This window comes from Pseudomonas sp. TSRC2-2 (assembly GCF_049897785.1).
Taxonomy (GTDB): Bacteria; Pseudomonadota; Gammaproteobacteria; order Pseudomonadales; family Pseudomonadaceae; genus Aquipseudomonas.
The window spans coordinates 99,547-113,727 of the sequence record NZ_JAFCWZ010000012.1 but is presented as its reverse complement, the minus strand read 5'-3'; the positions used below and the strand labels follow the sequence as shown (position 1 = coordinate 113,727).

General features: G+C 60.1%; 12 protein-coding genes. 6 read left to right on the top strand and 6 right to left on the bottom strand.

Annotated elements, in window-relative coordinates; translation table 11 throughout:
• Positions 1-3: 3 nt before the first annotated feature.
• Complete coding sequence (gene serS, locus ACP7D9_RS23145; protein WP_065616030.1) at positions 4-1,284, top strand: serine--tRNA ligase; 1,281 nt, start codon at positions 4-6, stop codon at positions 1,282-1,284.
• Entirely contained in the window at positions 1,285-2,679 is a 1,395-nt protein-coding gene (cysG, locus tag ACP7D9_RS23140; RefSeq protein ID WP_101159097.1) for a siroheme synthase CysG, read from the top strand.
• A gap of 43 nt (positions 2,680-2,722) precedes the next feature.
• Here cysG and ACP7D9_RS23135 read toward each other — a convergent pair whose 3' ends face one another.
• Positions 2,723-2,917, bottom strand: a complete 195-nt coding sequence (locus ACP7D9_RS23135) for a hypothetical protein (protein WP_039763294.1) — start codon at positions 2,915-2,917, stop codon at positions 2,723-2,725.
• Between the two features lie 108 nt (positions 2,918-3,025).
• Here ACP7D9_RS23135 and thpR point away from each other — a divergent pair, with 108 nt between their 5' ends.
• The gene (gene thpR, locus ACP7D9_RS23130; protein WP_426159804.1) at positions 3,026-3,565 is read left to right on the top strand and encodes an RNA 2',3'-cyclic phosphodiesterase; all 540 of its coding nucleotides are present in this window, start codon (positions 3,026-3,028) and stop codon (positions 3,563-3,565) included.
• A 238-nt stretch (positions 3,566-3,803) separates the two neighbouring features.
• Here the strand turns inward: thpR and ACP7D9_RS23125 are convergent, their stop codons facing one another.
• From ACP7D9_RS23125 to ACP7D9_RS23105, 5 genes are all read right to left on the bottom strand, one after another.
• Positions 3,804-4,901, bottom strand: coding sequence for a polyamine ABC transporter substrate-binding protein (locus ACP7D9_RS23125; protein ID WP_426159714.1), 1,098 nt, complete (start codon positions 4,899-4,901; stop codon positions 3,804-3,806).
• Between the two features lie 136 nt (positions 4,902-5,037).
• A complete protein-coding gene (locus tag ACP7D9_RS23120; protein WP_426159713.1) occupies positions 5,038-5,913 on the bottom strand; it encodes an ABC transporter permease subunit in 876 nt (291 codons plus the stop codon).
• On the bottom strand, positions 5,910-6,824 hold the full coding sequence (locus ACP7D9_RS23115; RefSeq protein WP_426159712.1) for an ABC transporter permease subunit: 915 nt from the start codon (positions 6,822-6,824) through the stop codon (positions 5,910-5,912). Before ACP7D9_RS23115 ends, ACP7D9_RS23120 begins: the two co-directional genes overlap by 4 nt.
• On the bottom strand, positions 6,821-7,963 hold the full coding sequence (locus tag ACP7D9_RS23110) for an ABC transporter ATP-binding protein (protein ID WP_039763289.1): 1,143 nt from the start codon (positions 7,961-7,963) through the stop codon (positions 6,821-6,823). Before ACP7D9_RS23110 ends, ACP7D9_RS23115 begins: the two co-directional genes overlap by 4 nt.
• 366 nt (positions 7,964-8,329) lie before the next feature.
• Positions 8,330-9,091 carry a gamma-glutamyl-gamma-aminobutyrate hydrolase family protein gene (locus ACP7D9_RS23105; protein WP_397479633.1) on the bottom strand — a complete coding sequence of 254 codons (762 nt, stop codon included), beginning with the start codon at positions 9,089-9,091 and terminating at the stop codon, positions 8,330-8,332.
• Positions 9,092-9,373: 282 nt separating this feature from the next.
• Here ACP7D9_RS23105 and ACP7D9_RS23100 point away from each other — a divergent pair, with 282 nt between their 5' ends.
• The 3 genes from ACP7D9_RS23100 to ACP7D9_RS23090 all read left to right on the top strand — a co-directional run bounded on the left by ACP7D9_RS23100 (position 9,374) and on the right by ACP7D9_RS23090 (position 13,749).
• On the top strand, positions 9,374-10,750 hold the full coding sequence (locus ACP7D9_RS23100; RefSeq protein ID WP_007918694.1) for a glutamine synthetase family protein: 1,377 nt from the start codon (positions 9,374-9,376) through the stop codon (positions 10,748-10,750).
• Between the two features lie 175 nt (positions 10,751-10,925).
• The gene (locus tag ACP7D9_RS23095) at positions 10,926-12,416 is read left to right on the top strand and encodes an aldehyde dehydrogenase (protein ID WP_426159711.1); all 1,491 of its coding nucleotides are present in this window, start codon (positions 10,926-10,928) and stop codon (positions 12,414-12,416) included.
• Positions 12,417-12,465: 49 nt separating this feature from the next.
• Positions 12,466-13,749 (top strand): NAD(P)/FAD-dependent oxidoreductase, encoded by a 1,284-nt coding sequence (locus ACP7D9_RS23090; RefSeq protein ID WP_426159710.1) that lies wholly within the window; start codon positions 12,466-12,468, stop codon positions 13,747-13,749.
• Positions 13,750-14,181: the final 432 nt, after the last annotated feature.

The following is a 14,181-nucleotide window of genomic DNA, read 5'->3' as shown; positions in this document are numbered from 1 at the left end:
GACATGCTCGATTCCAAACTGTTACGTAGCAACCTTCAGGACGTAGCGGACCGCCTGGCTTCCCGTGGCTTTGCCCTGGACACCGCGCGCATCGAAGCGCTAGAAGAACAGCGCAAGACCGTCCAGACCCGCACCGAAGCACTGCAGGCTGAGCGTAACGCGCGTTCCAAATCCATCGGGCAGGCCAAGCAGCGCGGTGAAGACATTGCGCCGTTGATGGCGGATGTCGAGCGCATGGCGGGCGAACTGAGCGCTGGCAAGGTCGAGCTGGATGCGATCCAGACCGAACTGGATTCGATCCTGCTCGGTATCCCGAATTTGCCGCACGAGTCGGTTCCGGTCGGCAAGGACGAAGACGACAACGTCGAAGTGCGCCGCTGGGGCACCCCGACCCAGTTCGATTTCGAAGTCAAAGACCACGTCGCCCTCGGCGAGAAGTTCGGCTGGCTGGACTTCGAAACCGCTGCCAAGCTGTCTGGCGCACGTTTCGCGCTGTTGCGTGGCCCGATCGCGCGTCTGCATCGCGCGCTGGCACAGTTCATGATCAATCTGCACGTCAATGAACATGGCTACGAAGAGGCATACACGCCTTATCTGGTTCAGGCCCCGGCGCTGCAAGGCACTGGGCAACTGCCGAAGTTCGAAGAAGACCTGTTCAAGATCGCCCGCGAAGGCGAAGCCGACCTGTATCTGATCCCGACTGCTGAAGTGTCGCTGACCAACATCGTTGCCGGCGAAATCGTCGATTCCAAATCGCTGCCGATCAAGTTCGTCGCGCATACCCCGTGCTTCCGTAGTGAAGCCGGTGCGTCGGGCCGTGACACTCGCGGGATGATCCGCCAGCACCAGTTCGACAAAGTCGAAATGGTCCAGATCGTCGAGCCGTCGCAATCGATGGAAGCGCTGGAAGGCCTGACCGCCAACGCTGAAAAGGTTCTGCAATTGCTCGGTCTGCCTTACCGCACTCTGGCACTTTGCACCGGTGACATGGGCTTCAGCGCGGTCAAGACCTACGACCTCGAAGTGTGGATTCCGAGCCAGGACAAATACCGCGAAATCTCTTCGTGCTCCAACTGCGGCGACTTCCAGGCCCGTCGTATGCAAGCGCGTTTCCGCAACCCGGAAACCGGCAAGCCTGAGCTGGTGCACACCTTGAACGGTTCCGGCCTGGCGGTCGGTCGTACGCTGGTGGCGGTGCTGGAAAACTACCAGCAGGCCGACGGTTCGATCCGTGTGCCGGACGTGCTCAAGCCGTACATGGGTGGTCTTGAGGTCATCGGCTAAATGAAATATCTGCCGCTGTTTCACAACCTGCGCGGCAGTCGTGTGTTGGTTGTCGGTGGGGGGGAAATTGCCTTGCGCAAATCCCGCCTGCTGGCCGATGCCGGTGCGCTGCTGCGGGTGGTCGCACCTGAAATTGAATCGCAACTGGCCGAACTGGTCGCTGCCAGCGGCGGCGAATGCCTGCTGCGCGGTTACGTCGAAACGGATCTTGACGGTTGCGGACTGATCATTGCCGCGACCGATGACGAAACGCTCAATGCCCAGGTTTCGACCGATGCGCATCGGCGTTGCGTGCCGGTCAACGTGGTCGATGCTCCGGCCTTGTGCAGCGTGATCTTCCCAGCGATCGTCGACCGCTCGCCACTGATCATTGCCGTCTCCAGCGGCGGCGACGCGCCGGTATTGGCGCGTCTGATTAGGGCAAAGATCGAAACCTGGATTCCGTCCACCTACGGCCAACTCGCCGGTCTCGCTGCGCGTTTCCGCCATCAGGTGAAAAACCTGTTTCCCGATGTGCAGCAGCGTCGCGGCTTCTGGGAAGACGTTTTCCAGGGCCCGATCGCCGATCGCCAGTTGGCCGGGCAGGGCGCTGAAGCCGAACGCCTGCTGCAAGCCAAGGTGGATGGCGAGCCCATGGTCACCACGGGCGAGGTTTATCTGGTCGGTGCCGGTCCGGGCGATCCGGATCTGTTGACCTTCCGTGCGCTGCGGCTGATGCAGCAAGCCGATGTGGTGCTCTATGACCGATTGGTGGCGCCGGCAATTCTGGAGTTGTGCCGTCGCGATGCCGAGCGTGTGTACGTCGGCAAGCGCCGTTCCGAACATGCGGTACCGCAGGATCAGATCAACCAGCAACTGGTCGATCTGGCCAAGGCCGGCAAGCGCGTGGTGCGGTTGAAGGGAGGCGATCCGTTCATCTTCGGTCGCGGTGGCGAAGAGATCGAAGAGCTCGCAGCTCACGGTATTCCATTCCAGGTTGTGCCGGGCATCACGGCGGCCAGCGGTTGCGCGGCGTATGCCGGGATTCCGCTGACCCATCGTGACCACGCGCAATCCGTGCGGTTTGTCACTGGCCACCTGAAGGACGGCTCCACCGATCTGCCTTGGGCCGACCTTGTCGCCCCGGCGCAGACGCTGGTGTTCTACATGGGCCTGGTCGGCCTGCCGATCATCTGCGAGCAGTTGATCAGGCATGGTCGTGCGGCCGACACCCCGGCGGCACTGATCCAGCAGGGCACCACGGTCAATCAGCGGGTATTCACCGGTACCCTGGCCGACTTGCCGCGACTGGTGGCGGAGCATGAAGTTCATGCGCCGACGCTGGTGATCGTCGGTGAGGTGGTGCAACTGCGCGAAAAACTGGCGTGGTTCGAAGGGGCTCAGGCGCAGGTCTGAAACCGGGTCGCCTGTTTTGCGGACAGGCGGCCTCGGGTTTGCGTCACTCGGCAGACGGCGTGATGCGACAGCCCTTGCGGTTGCGGATCTGCTCGTCGGTGGGCCGTTCGCGGACGAATTCGAAGCGCGGTTCGCCTTCGTTGTAGTGCACCAGCCAGCCCCATTCCAGTTCGCTTTCGTCCTGTCCGGGATGCGGTGGCCGGGCCCACCAGGGTTCTTTGCTGAGGATCTCGCGCATGGCAGCCTCCGGTTGTTGGCAATCCTTGAACTATAGCTTCCTGTCGCGAGTCGTCAGTACAGGCTGAGCTGATTCGGCCCGATCATGACGATAAAGGGGGGCATGGCGATGATTGATGGGGTGCGCAACGACGAACCGTCGAAGCGGCTGTTTTTTGCTTTGGATTGCCCGCCGGCGCAGCGCAAGGCCATCGCCCAGTGGCGTGCGGAACTGGGCCTGCGCAGCGGCAAACCGGTTCCGGCGGATAACTTTCACCTGACCTTGCTGTTTCTCGGTGCGGTGCCGCTGGCGCAGATCCACGGTGTTTGCGAAGCCGCGGCCTGTGTCCGTATTCCGGGCGAAGCGTTGCGGGTTGCGCTGGATCGTTTGCAGGTCTGGCATCGCGCAGGGGTGTTGTCGCTGGCACCGGAGCAAGCACCGCCGGCGTTGTTGCGTCTGGTCTACGCGCTGGAACAGGCGATGCTGCCGTTCGGTTTTGAAGAAGCCACCCACGAGTTCCGCCCGCACCTGACCCTGGCCCGCGAATACCGTGCGCCGGAACCGGAAGCGAGTACGCCGCCAGAGTTTTTCCTGCGCGCTGAACGCTTCGCTTTGTTCGAATCACATAAGGGCCGTTATCGGGTTGTGCAGGACTGGTCACTGATCTGACCGGACAAAAAAGCCGCCCGAAGGCGCCTGCAAATTCACCCGAGCCGAGGGAGCCGGGTGAGGCCGTTCAGAGCAGGGGCAGCGGTGGTAAGGCGCTGCGTGAACGGGAAAACGTTTTCTGACACAACACCGAATTCATTGTGGGAGCGGGCTTGCTCGCGAATGCGTCGGCATATCTGGCACATTCATTGACTGACACGACGCTTTCGCGCGCAAACCCGCTGGAATATCGGTGTCTTTACTTGCCGAGCTTCACCCGCGTCCAGCCGCGAGTCATGATCCGCTGTGTGGCAATCGGCTGATCCGGCACTGCATACAGCGTCGCCATCACCGCTTGCGACGGATAAGAGCCCGGTTCGTTGCGAATCGCTTCGTCCACCAACGGCGTGGCCGCTGCGTTGGCATTGCTGTAGCCGATGCTGTTGGTGACCTCGGCGATGATGTCCGGACGCATGAGGAAATCCATGAACAGATAGGCGTTGTCGACGTTCGCAGCGTCGCGCGGGATCGCGACCATGTCGTAGAAACTGCCGGCGCCTTCCTTGGGAATGCTGTAGTCGATCACCACGTTGTTGCCCGATTCCACTGCACGGGCCTTGGCCTGCAGGACGTCGCCGGAGTAACCGACCGCTACGCAGATATTGCCGTTGGCCAGATCGGAGATGTACTTCGATGAATGGAAATACGCCACATACGGGCGAATTTTCATGAACAGCGCTTCGGCTTCGGCGATGTGCGCCTTGTCCTTGTCGTTCACCGGATAGCCGAGGTAGTGCAGCGCGGCCGGGAGCATTTCGGTCGGCGAATCGAGGAAACTGATGCCACAGGCTTTGAGTTTTTCAGCGTTCTCCGGCTTGAAGAGCAAGTCCCAGGAGTTGGTCGGGGCGTTGGCGCCGAGCATTTCCTTGACCTTCGCCGGATTGAAGCCAATGCCGATCGAGCCCCACATGTACGGGAACGCGTGCGCGTTGTCCGGATCACTGGCCGAGGCGTTTTTCAACAGCACCGGGTTGAGATTCTTCCAGTTCGGCAGCTTCGACTTGTCGAGCGGCTGATAGACGCCGGCCTTGATCTGCTTGGCCAGAAAACTGTTCGACGGCACGACGATGTCGTAACCGGATTTGCCTGCCAGCAGGCGCGCTTCAAGGGTTTCGTTGCTGTCGAAGACGTCATAGGTCACGCGAATGCCGGTCTCGTCTTCGAACTTTTTCACAGTGTCCGGCGCGATGTAATCGGACCAGTTGTACACACGCAGCACCTTGTCGTTGGCCTGGGCGCCCATGACCATTGCGCCCATCAAGGACAGTGTCAGCAGAGTCCTGCCAAACGTTTTCATCGGTACAACTCCCTTCTTTTTATTCAAAAACACAACTTGATCGGCGAGCCCTCGGTAGGAGCTGACGAGTGCAACGAGGCTGCGATCTTTTGATCTTGCTTTTGAAGAGCAAAAAGATCGCAGCGTGCCGCAGCTTCTACAAGGCGGTCGCCGCACGTTGCGGCTGCCACGACTCATTTGCGGTCTGATCCATCGCTTCCTGAATCGCCCGTTTGCGATTGGCTTCCGCCTTGCGACCGAAATACCAGACGAGGAAAGTCACCAACGACACCGCCAGCAGAATCAGGCTGGCCACGGCGTTGATCTCCGGTTTTACGCCCAGACGCACAGCCGAGAACACTTCCATCGGCAGCGTCGTCGAGCCGGGGCCGGAAACGAAACTCGCCAGCACCAGATCATCCAGCGACAAGGCAAACGACATCATCCCGCCCGCAGCCAGCGACGGCGCAATCATTGGAATGGTGATCAGGAAAAACACCTTGAACGGCTTCGCACCGAGATCCATCGCCGCTTCCTCAATCGACAGGTCCAGCTCGCGAAGGCGCGCGGAGACTACCACCGCCACATAAGCGGCACAAAACGTGGTGTGGGCGATCCAGATCGTCACGATGCCACGCTCCTGCGGCCAACCAATCAGTTGCGCCATCGCCACGAACAGCAGCAACAGCGACAGGCCAGTGATCACTTCCGGCATCACCAACGGCGCGGTGACCAGACCGCCAAACAGCGTGCGGCCCTTGAAGCGCGTAACGCGAGTCAGGACGAAAGCGGCGAGGGTGCCCAGTGCCACCGCAGCAATCGCGGTGTAGCAGGCGATTTCCAGCGAGCGCACCACCGAGCCCATCAGTTGCGTGTTGTCGAGCATGCCGGCGTACCACTTGATCGACCAGCCGCCCCACACTGTCACCAGCTTCGAGGCGTTGAACGAGTAGATCACCAGAATCAGCATCGGCAGATAAATGAACATCAGACCGAAGATCAGCATGAACTTGGAAAAATTGAAGCGTTTCATCCCCGTGCCTCCATCTCTTTGGCCTGGCTGCGGTTGAACAGCAGAATCGGCACAATCAGGATCAACAGCATCACCACCGCCAGCGCGGACGCTACCGGCCAGTCGCGGTTATTGAAGAACTCTTGCCACAGCACGCGGCCGATCATCAACGTCTCCGGGCCACCGAGCAATTCTGGAATCACGAACTCGCCGACCACCGGAATGAACACCAGCATGCAGCCTGCGATGATGCCGTTTTTCGCCAGTGGCACAGTGATCTTCCAGAAATTGTTGAAGTTACTCGAGCCCAGATCCTGCGCGGCTTCCAGCAGGCTGTTGTCGTGCTTGACGAGGTTCGCGTAGAGCGGCAGGACCATGAACGGCAGATAGGCGTAGACCACGCCGATGTACACGGCAGTGTTGGTGTTGAGGATCTCGATCGGCTGGTCGGTCAGCCCGGTCCACATCAGAAACGCATTCAGCAGACCGTTGTTGCTGAGGATGCCCATCCACGCGTACACGCGGATCAGAATCGCCGTCCAGGTCGGCATCATGATCAGCAATAGCAGGACGTTTTGCGTTTCCTTGCCGGTCTTGGTGATCGCGTAGGCCATCGGAAAGCCGATCGCCAGGCACATCAGCGTGCTCAGTGCCGCGACTTTCAGCGAGCCCAGGTACGCCGACAGGTACAGCTCATCTTCACCAAGCAGGGTGTAGTTGCCGATGTTCAGCAGCAGCTGGAATTTCTGTTCGGCGAACGTGTAGATCTCCGAGTAAGGCGGGATCGCCAGCGCAGCTTCCGAGAAGCTGATCTTCATCACCAGAAAGAACGGCAGCATGAAAAACAGAAACAGCCAGATGAACGGAATGCCGATCACCAGTTTCCGCCCGCTGGGCACCAGACGCAGGAATTGCTGATTGAAGGTTCTCATGAGCGCAGCACCACGCCGCTGTCGTCTTCCCACCAGACGTAGACCTTGTCGTCCCAGGTCGGCCGCGCGCCACGGCGTTCGGCGTTGGCCATGAATGACTGGACGATCTTGCCGCCGGGCAACTCGACGTAGAACACCGAGTGACCGCCGAGGTAGGCGATGTCATGGACCTTGCCTTCAGACCAGTTGTAGCGGAACTCCGGTTGGGTGGTGCTGACGAGCATTTTTTCCGGGCGGATGGCGTAGGTGATCGACTTGTCCTGCACCGAGGTGCTGACGCCGTGGCCGACGTAGATCTTTTGCTGCAAGTCCGGGCTGTGAATGATCGCGTGGCCTTCCAGATCCTCCACCACGGTGCCGTCGAAGGCGTTCACGTTGCCGATGAACTCGCAGACCATGCGGCTGACCGGCGCTTCATAAATGTCGACCGGGCTGCCGATTTGCGCGATCCAGCCCAGATGCATGATCGCGATGCGCTGAGCCATGGTCATGGCTTCTTCCTGGTCGTGGGTAACCATGACGCAGGTCACGCCGACGCGCTCGATGATTTCGACCAGCTCAAGCTGCATCTGCGAACGCAGCTTTTTATCCAGCGCACCCATCGGCTCGTCGAGCAGCAACAGCTTCGGCCGTTTGGCCAGTGAGCGGGCGAGGGCAACGCGCTGGCGCTGGCCGCCGGACAACTGATGCGGGCGGCGTTTGGCATATTGGGTCATGTGCACAAGACGCAGCATCTCTTCGACGCGGGCATCGATCTCGCTGGCGGGCAAGCGGTCCTGTTTGAGGCCGAAAGCGATGTTCTGCGCAACCGTCATGTGCGGAAACAACGCATAGGACTGGAACATCATGTTGATCGGCCGCTCGTACGGCGGCATGTCAGTGATGTCCACGCCATCAAGCAGAATCCGCCCCTCGGTCGGCCGCTCGAAACCGGCGAGCATGCGCAGCAGAGTCGATTTGCCCGAACCGGAACCGCCCAGCAGCGCGAAGATTTCGCCCTGATGGATCTCCAGGGACACATCGTCCACGGCCACGGTTTCGTCGAACTTCTTGGTGACACGATCGACTTTCACCAACACCTTTTTCGGTTGCTGATGACCTTCGAGTGCCTTGCGATAAGTGCTGGAGGCGTTTGCCATGTGAAACTCCCAACAGGTGTCGTGTGCCTGGCCAATGTGGCCGGGCTTAAGTGGATTGCAAGCCTGTAAGTGCGATGTCAGTCATTACAGATCCCCTGTGGGAGCGGGCTTGCTCGCGAAAGCGCCGTGTCAGTCGATAGGGTGGGTGTCTGACACTCCGCCTTCGCGAGCAAGCCCGCTCCCACAGGTTTTGTATTGATCTGATGCATATCGCTCGAACCGATCCGGCTTGTTCGGCGCCGCCGTCCTGGCTGCCTGGGTCGTACTTGTTGTTATTACGGGTATCGCTGTTCACGACTGACGGATGTGCAAACGCGCACCCGCCAGCCGTGGGGGCAGTAAATCGTCAGTTGTTCCGCGATTGCGTCAGCGCTGACTGCGCTTCACCGCCCGTCGCCGGCACGCTGCGCCGAATGCCTGGAAAATCTTCAGGTAGTTCGGGTTGTCCAGCACTTGCCATTCCGGGTGCCATTGCACACCGAGGGCGAAGGTCGGGCTGTGCTCTACCGAGATCGCCTCGATCAAGCCGTCCGGTGCCACGGCTTCGGCACGCAGGCCGGGAGCGAGGCGATCGATGCCCTGGCTATGAATCGAGTTGACCTGAAACTCACCCGGCAGCTCGAGCGCTTCGAACACGCCGCCCGCGAGCACCGTCACCGCGTGGGCCGGTGCGTATTGCACGGCCACGTCGGGGCTGTCGGCCTCGCGGTGATCGAGCATGCCCGGCAGCTCATGCACCTTCTGATGCAGGCTGCCGCCGAACGCCACGTTCATTTCCTGGAAGCCACGGCAGATGCCGAGCACCGGAACGCCCGCGGCGATGGCTGCACGCAATAAAGGAAGGGTGGTGGCGTCGCGGGCCGGATCATGATCCGTGCCGGGGGCGCTGGCCGGGCCTTGATAGTGGAAGGGCTCCACGTTCGAGGGCGAGCCGGTGAGCAGCAGACCGTCGAGCTGACCGAGCAGGTCGTCGATTTCAGTCAGATTACCGAGGGAAGGAATGACCACCGGCAGCCCCTGGGCGCCAACGCTGACAGCACGTACGTACTTGTCGCCGCTGATGTGATAGGGGTGCAGGCCAATCTGTTTGACGCACGCTGTAACGCCGATCAATGGCTTGAATGCCATTTTTATTCACCTCGAAGTCTGTCACTTGAACGAGCTTTTCCGGAGCTTAGCGTCGTTGATTTTAATTAACAACTGCCATGTAAAAAATTCTAAACGCCGTTCATCAAATTGCTCAGCGTTACCTGGGTTTAGGGACGTATATGGCACGAGAGAGTTAAGAAAAGCCCGAAAAATAAAGGCTTCAGGGCAGGCTGTTCGCTATTGACTTCACTTTGCCTTTCGGATTGACTGGCTGCGCAACACGGTGGTGAACATAATAATTAACAGCTAAATAGGTGCATCATGTCGGTTCCTCTGCGTACCGTTCAACTCAACGAAGCCAACGCATTCCTTAAGAAATATCCTGAGGTTTTGTACGTCGACCTTCTGATTGCGGATATGAACGGTGTGGTGCGCGGCAAGCGCATCGAACGCACCAGTCTTCATAAGGTGTACGAAAAAGGCATCAACCTGCCGGCGTCGCTGTTCGCGCTGGACATCAACGGCTCGACGGTGGAAAGCACCGGTCTGGGCCTGGATATTGGCGATGCCGATCGCATCTGCTACCCGATCCCCGGCACCCTGAGCATCGAGCCGTGGCAAAAACGCCCGACCGCACAGCTGCTGATGACCATGCACGAGATCGAAGGCCAGCCATTCTTCGCTGACCCGCGTGAAGTGCTGGCCAACGTTGTGCGCAAGTTCGACGACCTCGGTCTGACGATTTGCGCCGCGTTCGAACTGGAGTTCTATCTGATCGACCAGGACAACGTGAACGGTCGTCCGCAGTCACCGCGCTCACCGGTCTCCGGCAAGCGTCCGGTGTCGACTCAGGTTTACCTGATCGACGATCTCGACGAATACGTCGATTGCCTGCAAGACATTCTCGAAGGCGCGAAAGAGCAGGGCATTCCCGCTGATGCGATCGTCAAGGAAAGCGCCCCGGCGCAGTTTGAAGTCAACCTGCATCACGTCTCCGACCCGATCAAGGCGTGCGATTACGCGGTGCTGCTCAAGCGTCTGGTGAAGAACATCGCCTACGACCACGAGATGGACACTACCTTCATGGCCAAGCCGTATCCGGGCCAGGCCGGTAACGGTCTGCACGTGCACATTTCGATTCTGGATAAAGAGGGCAACAACATCTTCGCCAGCGAGGATCCCGAGCAGAACGCCGCACTGCGTCATGCGATCGGCGGTGTGCTCGAGACCCTGCCGGCGCAAATGGCGTTCCTTTGCCCGAACGTCAACTCGTACCGCCGCTTCGGCGCGCAATTCTATGTGCCGAACTCGCCAAGCTGGGGCATCGATAACCGCACCGTGGCCGTGCGCGTGCCGACCGGTTCCGCCGATGCTGTGCGCATCGAGCACCGTGTTGCCGGTGCCGATGCCAACCCGTACCTGCTGATGGCGTCGGTGCTGGCCGGTATTCACCACGGCCTGACCAACCAGATCGAGCCGGGCGCCCCGGTCGAAGGCAACAGTTACGAGCAGAACGAACAGAGCCTGCCGAACAACCTGCGCGATGCCCTGCGCGAGCTCGACGACAGCGAAGTCATGGCGCGTTATATCGACCCGATGTACATCGACGTGTTTGTCGCGTGCAAGGAAAGCGAACTGGCCGAGTTCGAGAACTCGATCTCTGACCTTGAGTACAACTGGTATCTGCATACGGTCTAAAAGCCAACACCTGACCCTGTAGGAGCTGCCGAAGGCTGCGATCTTTTGATCTTGCCTGGGAAAAAACAAAGTCAAAAGATCGCAGCCTTCGGCAGCTCCTACCGGGAGTTCGGGTTACCAGATTCCGTTTGGCGTGCGTTCGCCCGTCCCCAATCCTTTTGTCGAGCTCAACACAATGATCACAACCCGCAACGACTGGGAACAACGCTTCCAGTCTCTGTCCATCGAATCGCGCGCTTTCATCAATGGCGAATACCGCCCGGCGATCAGCGGCGACACCTTCCAATGCCTGAGCCCGGTCGACGGCCGTTTTCTCGCCGCGGTCGCCAGCACCGATGAAGCCGACGCCAACCTCGCCGTCGAAGCCGCGCGTCAATCGTTCAACTCCGGTATCTGGGCGAAAAAAGCCCCGGCCGAGCGCAAGCGCATCCTGATCCGCTTCGCCGATCTGATCCTGCAACACCAGGAAGAGCTGGCGCTGCTGGAAACCCTCGACATGGGCAAACCGATCAGTGACTCGATGAGCATCGACATTCCCGCGACCGCCAACGCTATCCGCTGGAGCGCCGAGGCCATCGACAAAATCTACGATGAAGTCGCTGCCACCCCGCATGATCAGCTCGGCCTTGTCACTCGTGAACCCTGCGGCGTGGTCGCGGCGATCGTGCCGTGGAATTTTCCGCTGATCATGGCCAGCTGGAAGTTCGCCCCGGCGCTCGCGGCGGGTAACTCGTTCATTCTCAAACCGTCGGAAAAATCACCACTGACCGCCATCCGCATCGCGCAGCTTGGGCTGGAGGCCGGGATTCCGAAAGGCGTGTTCAACGTGCTGCCGGGTTACGGTCACACCGTCGGCAAAGCGCTGGCGTTGCACATGGACGTCGACGTGCTGGCCTTCACCGGCTCCACGGCGATCGCCAAGCAACTGATGATTTACGCCGGTCAGAGCAACATGAAACGCGTCTGGCTCGAGGCCGGCGGCAAAAGCCCGAACGTGGTATTTGCCGACGCCCCGGACCTGCGCGCGGCAGCAGAAGCGGCGGCCAGCGCCATCGCCTTCAACCAGGGCGAAGTCTGCACGGCCGGTTCGCGCCTGCTGGTCGAGCGATCGATCCGCGATCAGTTCATTCCGCTGCTGGTGGACGCGTTGCAAGCCTGGAAACCGGGGCACGCACTGGATCCGGCGACCACCGTCGGCGCCGTGGTCGACCAGCGTCAACTGGACAATGTGCTGCGTTACATCAGCATCGGCCGCGAGCAGGGCGCCGAGCTGATTGCAGGCGGCCAGCGCACCCTCGAGGAAACCGGTGGGCTCTACGTGCAGCCAGCGATTTTCGACGGCGTAACCAACGCGATGACCATCGCGCAAGAAGAAATCTTCGGCCCGGTGCTGTCGCTGATCACCTTCGACACTGCCGAGCAAGCGCTGCAGATCGCCAACGACAGCATCTTCGGTCTGGCTGCCGGTGTGTGGACGAGCAATCTGAGCAAGGCCCACACCTTCGCTCGGGGCCTGCGCGCCGGTAGCGTCTGGGTCAACCAGTACGACGGCGGCGACATGACCGCGCCGTTCGGTGGCTTCAAGCAGTCGGGCAACGGTCGCGATAAATCGCTGCACGCATTCGACAAGTACACCGAGCTGAAAGCGACCTGGATCAAGCTCTGACTCTTTTACAGCGGCGGTCGCCCTTGGTTGGCGGCCCTCGGAGAAACCTATGAAACAGCAACACGTAAACAGTTACTACGCGGCCACGCGCAATGAAGTCATTGACTTCCCGATTCTCGAAGAAGCGGTGGACTGCGATGTCTGCATCATCGGCGCCGGTTATACCGGTCTGTCCTCGGCGCTGTTTCTCAGCGAAGCCGGTTATAAAGTCACGATGCTGGAAGCGGCGAAAGTCGGCTACGGCGCCAGCGGGCGCAATGGTGGGCAACTGGTCAACTCCTACAGCCGCGACGTCGATGTCATCGAAGAGCGCTACGGCGACAAGACTGCAGAAATCCTTGGCAGCATGATCTTCGAAGGCGCCGATATCATCCGTTCGCGCATCAAGGATTACGGCATCAAATGCGACTACCGCCCGGGCGGTATTTTCGCCGCGATGAACAAGAAGCAACTCAACGGTCTGGCCGAGCAGAAGCGCAACTGGGAACGCTACGGCAACCGCAATCTGCGGATGCTCGACGCAGCGGATATCCGTCGCGAAGTCGGTTCCGATGCTTACGTTGGCGGTTTGCTGGACATGCAGGGCGGCCACGTTCATCCCTTGAACCTGGCCCTGGGTGAAGCCGCCGCCATCGTGCGTTTGGGCGGCATGATCTACGAGCAATCGGCGGCGGTGGAAATCACCTACGGCGAGCCGATCACCGTGCGCACCGCCAAAGGTCTGGTCCGTGCCAAATATCTGCTGATCGCCGGCAACGCTTATCTGCCGCAAGGCCTCGACAACCGCGTCACCGCGAAAAGCATGCCGTGCGGCTCGCAAATCGTCGTCACCGAACCGTTGACCGAGCAGCAGGCGCGCAGCCTGATTACCCACAACTATTGCGTCGAAGACTGCAATTACCTGCTCGATTACTACCGTCTCACCGCTGACAACCGTCTGCTTTACGGTGGTGGTGTGGTCTACGGCGCGCGGGAGCCGGACGATATCGAGCAACTGATCCGGCCGAAGATTCTCAAGACCTTCCCGCAGCTCAAAGACGTGAAGATCGACTACCGCTGGACCGGCAATTTTCTGCTGACCATGTCGCGCATGCCGCAATTCGGCCGCATCGAAAAGAACGCCTACTACATGCAGGGTTACAGTGGTCACGGTGTCACCTGCTCGCACCTGGCCGGCAAACTGATCTCGGAAATGATTCGCGGCGACGCCGAACGCTTCAACGCTTTCGCCTCACTGCCACACATGCCGATGCTCGGCGGCCGCACGTTCTCCGCGCCGCTCACCGCTCTGGGCGCCGTCTACTATTCGCTGCGCGACCGTTTCGGCGTCTGAGTAACCGCCCCGGCGGCGGCCCCCAAGGCTCCGCCGGTTTTTCTGACATACCTGAGGACAGCAGATGTGAGGGGCCTGTCATCAATGCAGCTGGCACACCAGAGATCAAACTGTGGGAGTGGGCCTGCTCACGAAGGGGCCATATCAGCCAACATGGGTGTCGCTTGACACACCGCTTTCGCGATCAAGCCCCCTCCCACAGGGGAATCGGTGGTGTTGGCAGATGTTGCGCCTGGCGCCAGTTGAATGTGGGAGTGGGCTTGCTCGCGAAGAGGGAGGTACATTCAGCAATGATGTTGCCCGACCTGCCGCTTTCGCGAGCAAGCTCGCTCCCACATTGGCTGTATTGCCAAGGCAGAAGGGAGTTTCGTCTCACCATCCATCGAACCTGCTGAGCAACACCTGCAAACGTGATTTAATAGCCGCCTTTCA

Bases quoted from the DNA above. Each gene is read 5' to 3' on its own strand.
- ACP7D9_RS23120 (WP_426159713.1), bottom strand. From the start codon at position 5,913: ATGAAACGCTTCAATTTTTCCAAGTTCATGCTGATCTTCGGTCTGATG.
- ACP7D9_RS23135 (WP_039763294.1), bottom strand. From the start codon at position 2,917: ATGCGCGAGATCCTCAGCAAAGAACCCTGGTGGGCCCGGCCACCGCAT.
- ACP7D9_RS23095 (WP_426159711.1), top strand. From the start codon at position 10,926: ATGATCACAACCCGCAACGACTGGGAACAACGCTTCCAGTCTCTGTCC.
- ACP7D9_RS23115 (WP_426159712.1), bottom strand. From the start codon at position 6,824: ATGAGAACCTTCAATCAGCAATTCCTGCGTCTGGTGCCCAGCGGGCGG.
- serS (WP_065616030.1), top strand. From the start codon at position 4: ATGCTCGATTCCAAACTGTTACGTAGCAACCTTCAGGACGTAGCGGAC.
- ACP7D9_RS23110 (WP_039763289.1), bottom strand. From the start codon at position 7,963: ATGGCAAACGCCTCCAGCACTTATCGCAAGGCACTCGAAGGTCATCAG.
- thpR (WP_426159804.1), top strand. From the start codon at position 3,026: ATGATTGATGGGGTGCGCAACGACGAACCGTCGAAGCGGCTGTTTTTT.
- ACP7D9_RS23100 (WP_007918694.1), top strand. From the start codon at position 9,374: ATGTCGGTTCCTCTGCGTACCGTTCAACTCAACGAAGCCAACGCATTC.
- ACP7D9_RS23125 (WP_426159714.1), bottom strand. From the start codon at position 4,901: ATGAAAACGTTTGGCAGGACTCTGCTGACACTGTCCTTGATGGGCGCA.
- ACP7D9_RS23105 (WP_397479633.1), bottom strand. From the start codon at position 9,091: ATGGCATTCAAGCCATTGATCGGCGTTACAGCGTGCGTCAAACAGATT.
- ACP7D9_RS23090 (WP_426159710.1), top strand. From the start codon at position 12,466: ATGAAACAGCAACACGTAAACAGTTACTACGCGGCCACGCGCAATGAA.
- cysG (WP_101159097.1), top strand. From the start codon at position 1,285: ATGAAATATCTGCCGCTGTTTCACAACCTGCGCGGCAGTCGTGTGTTG.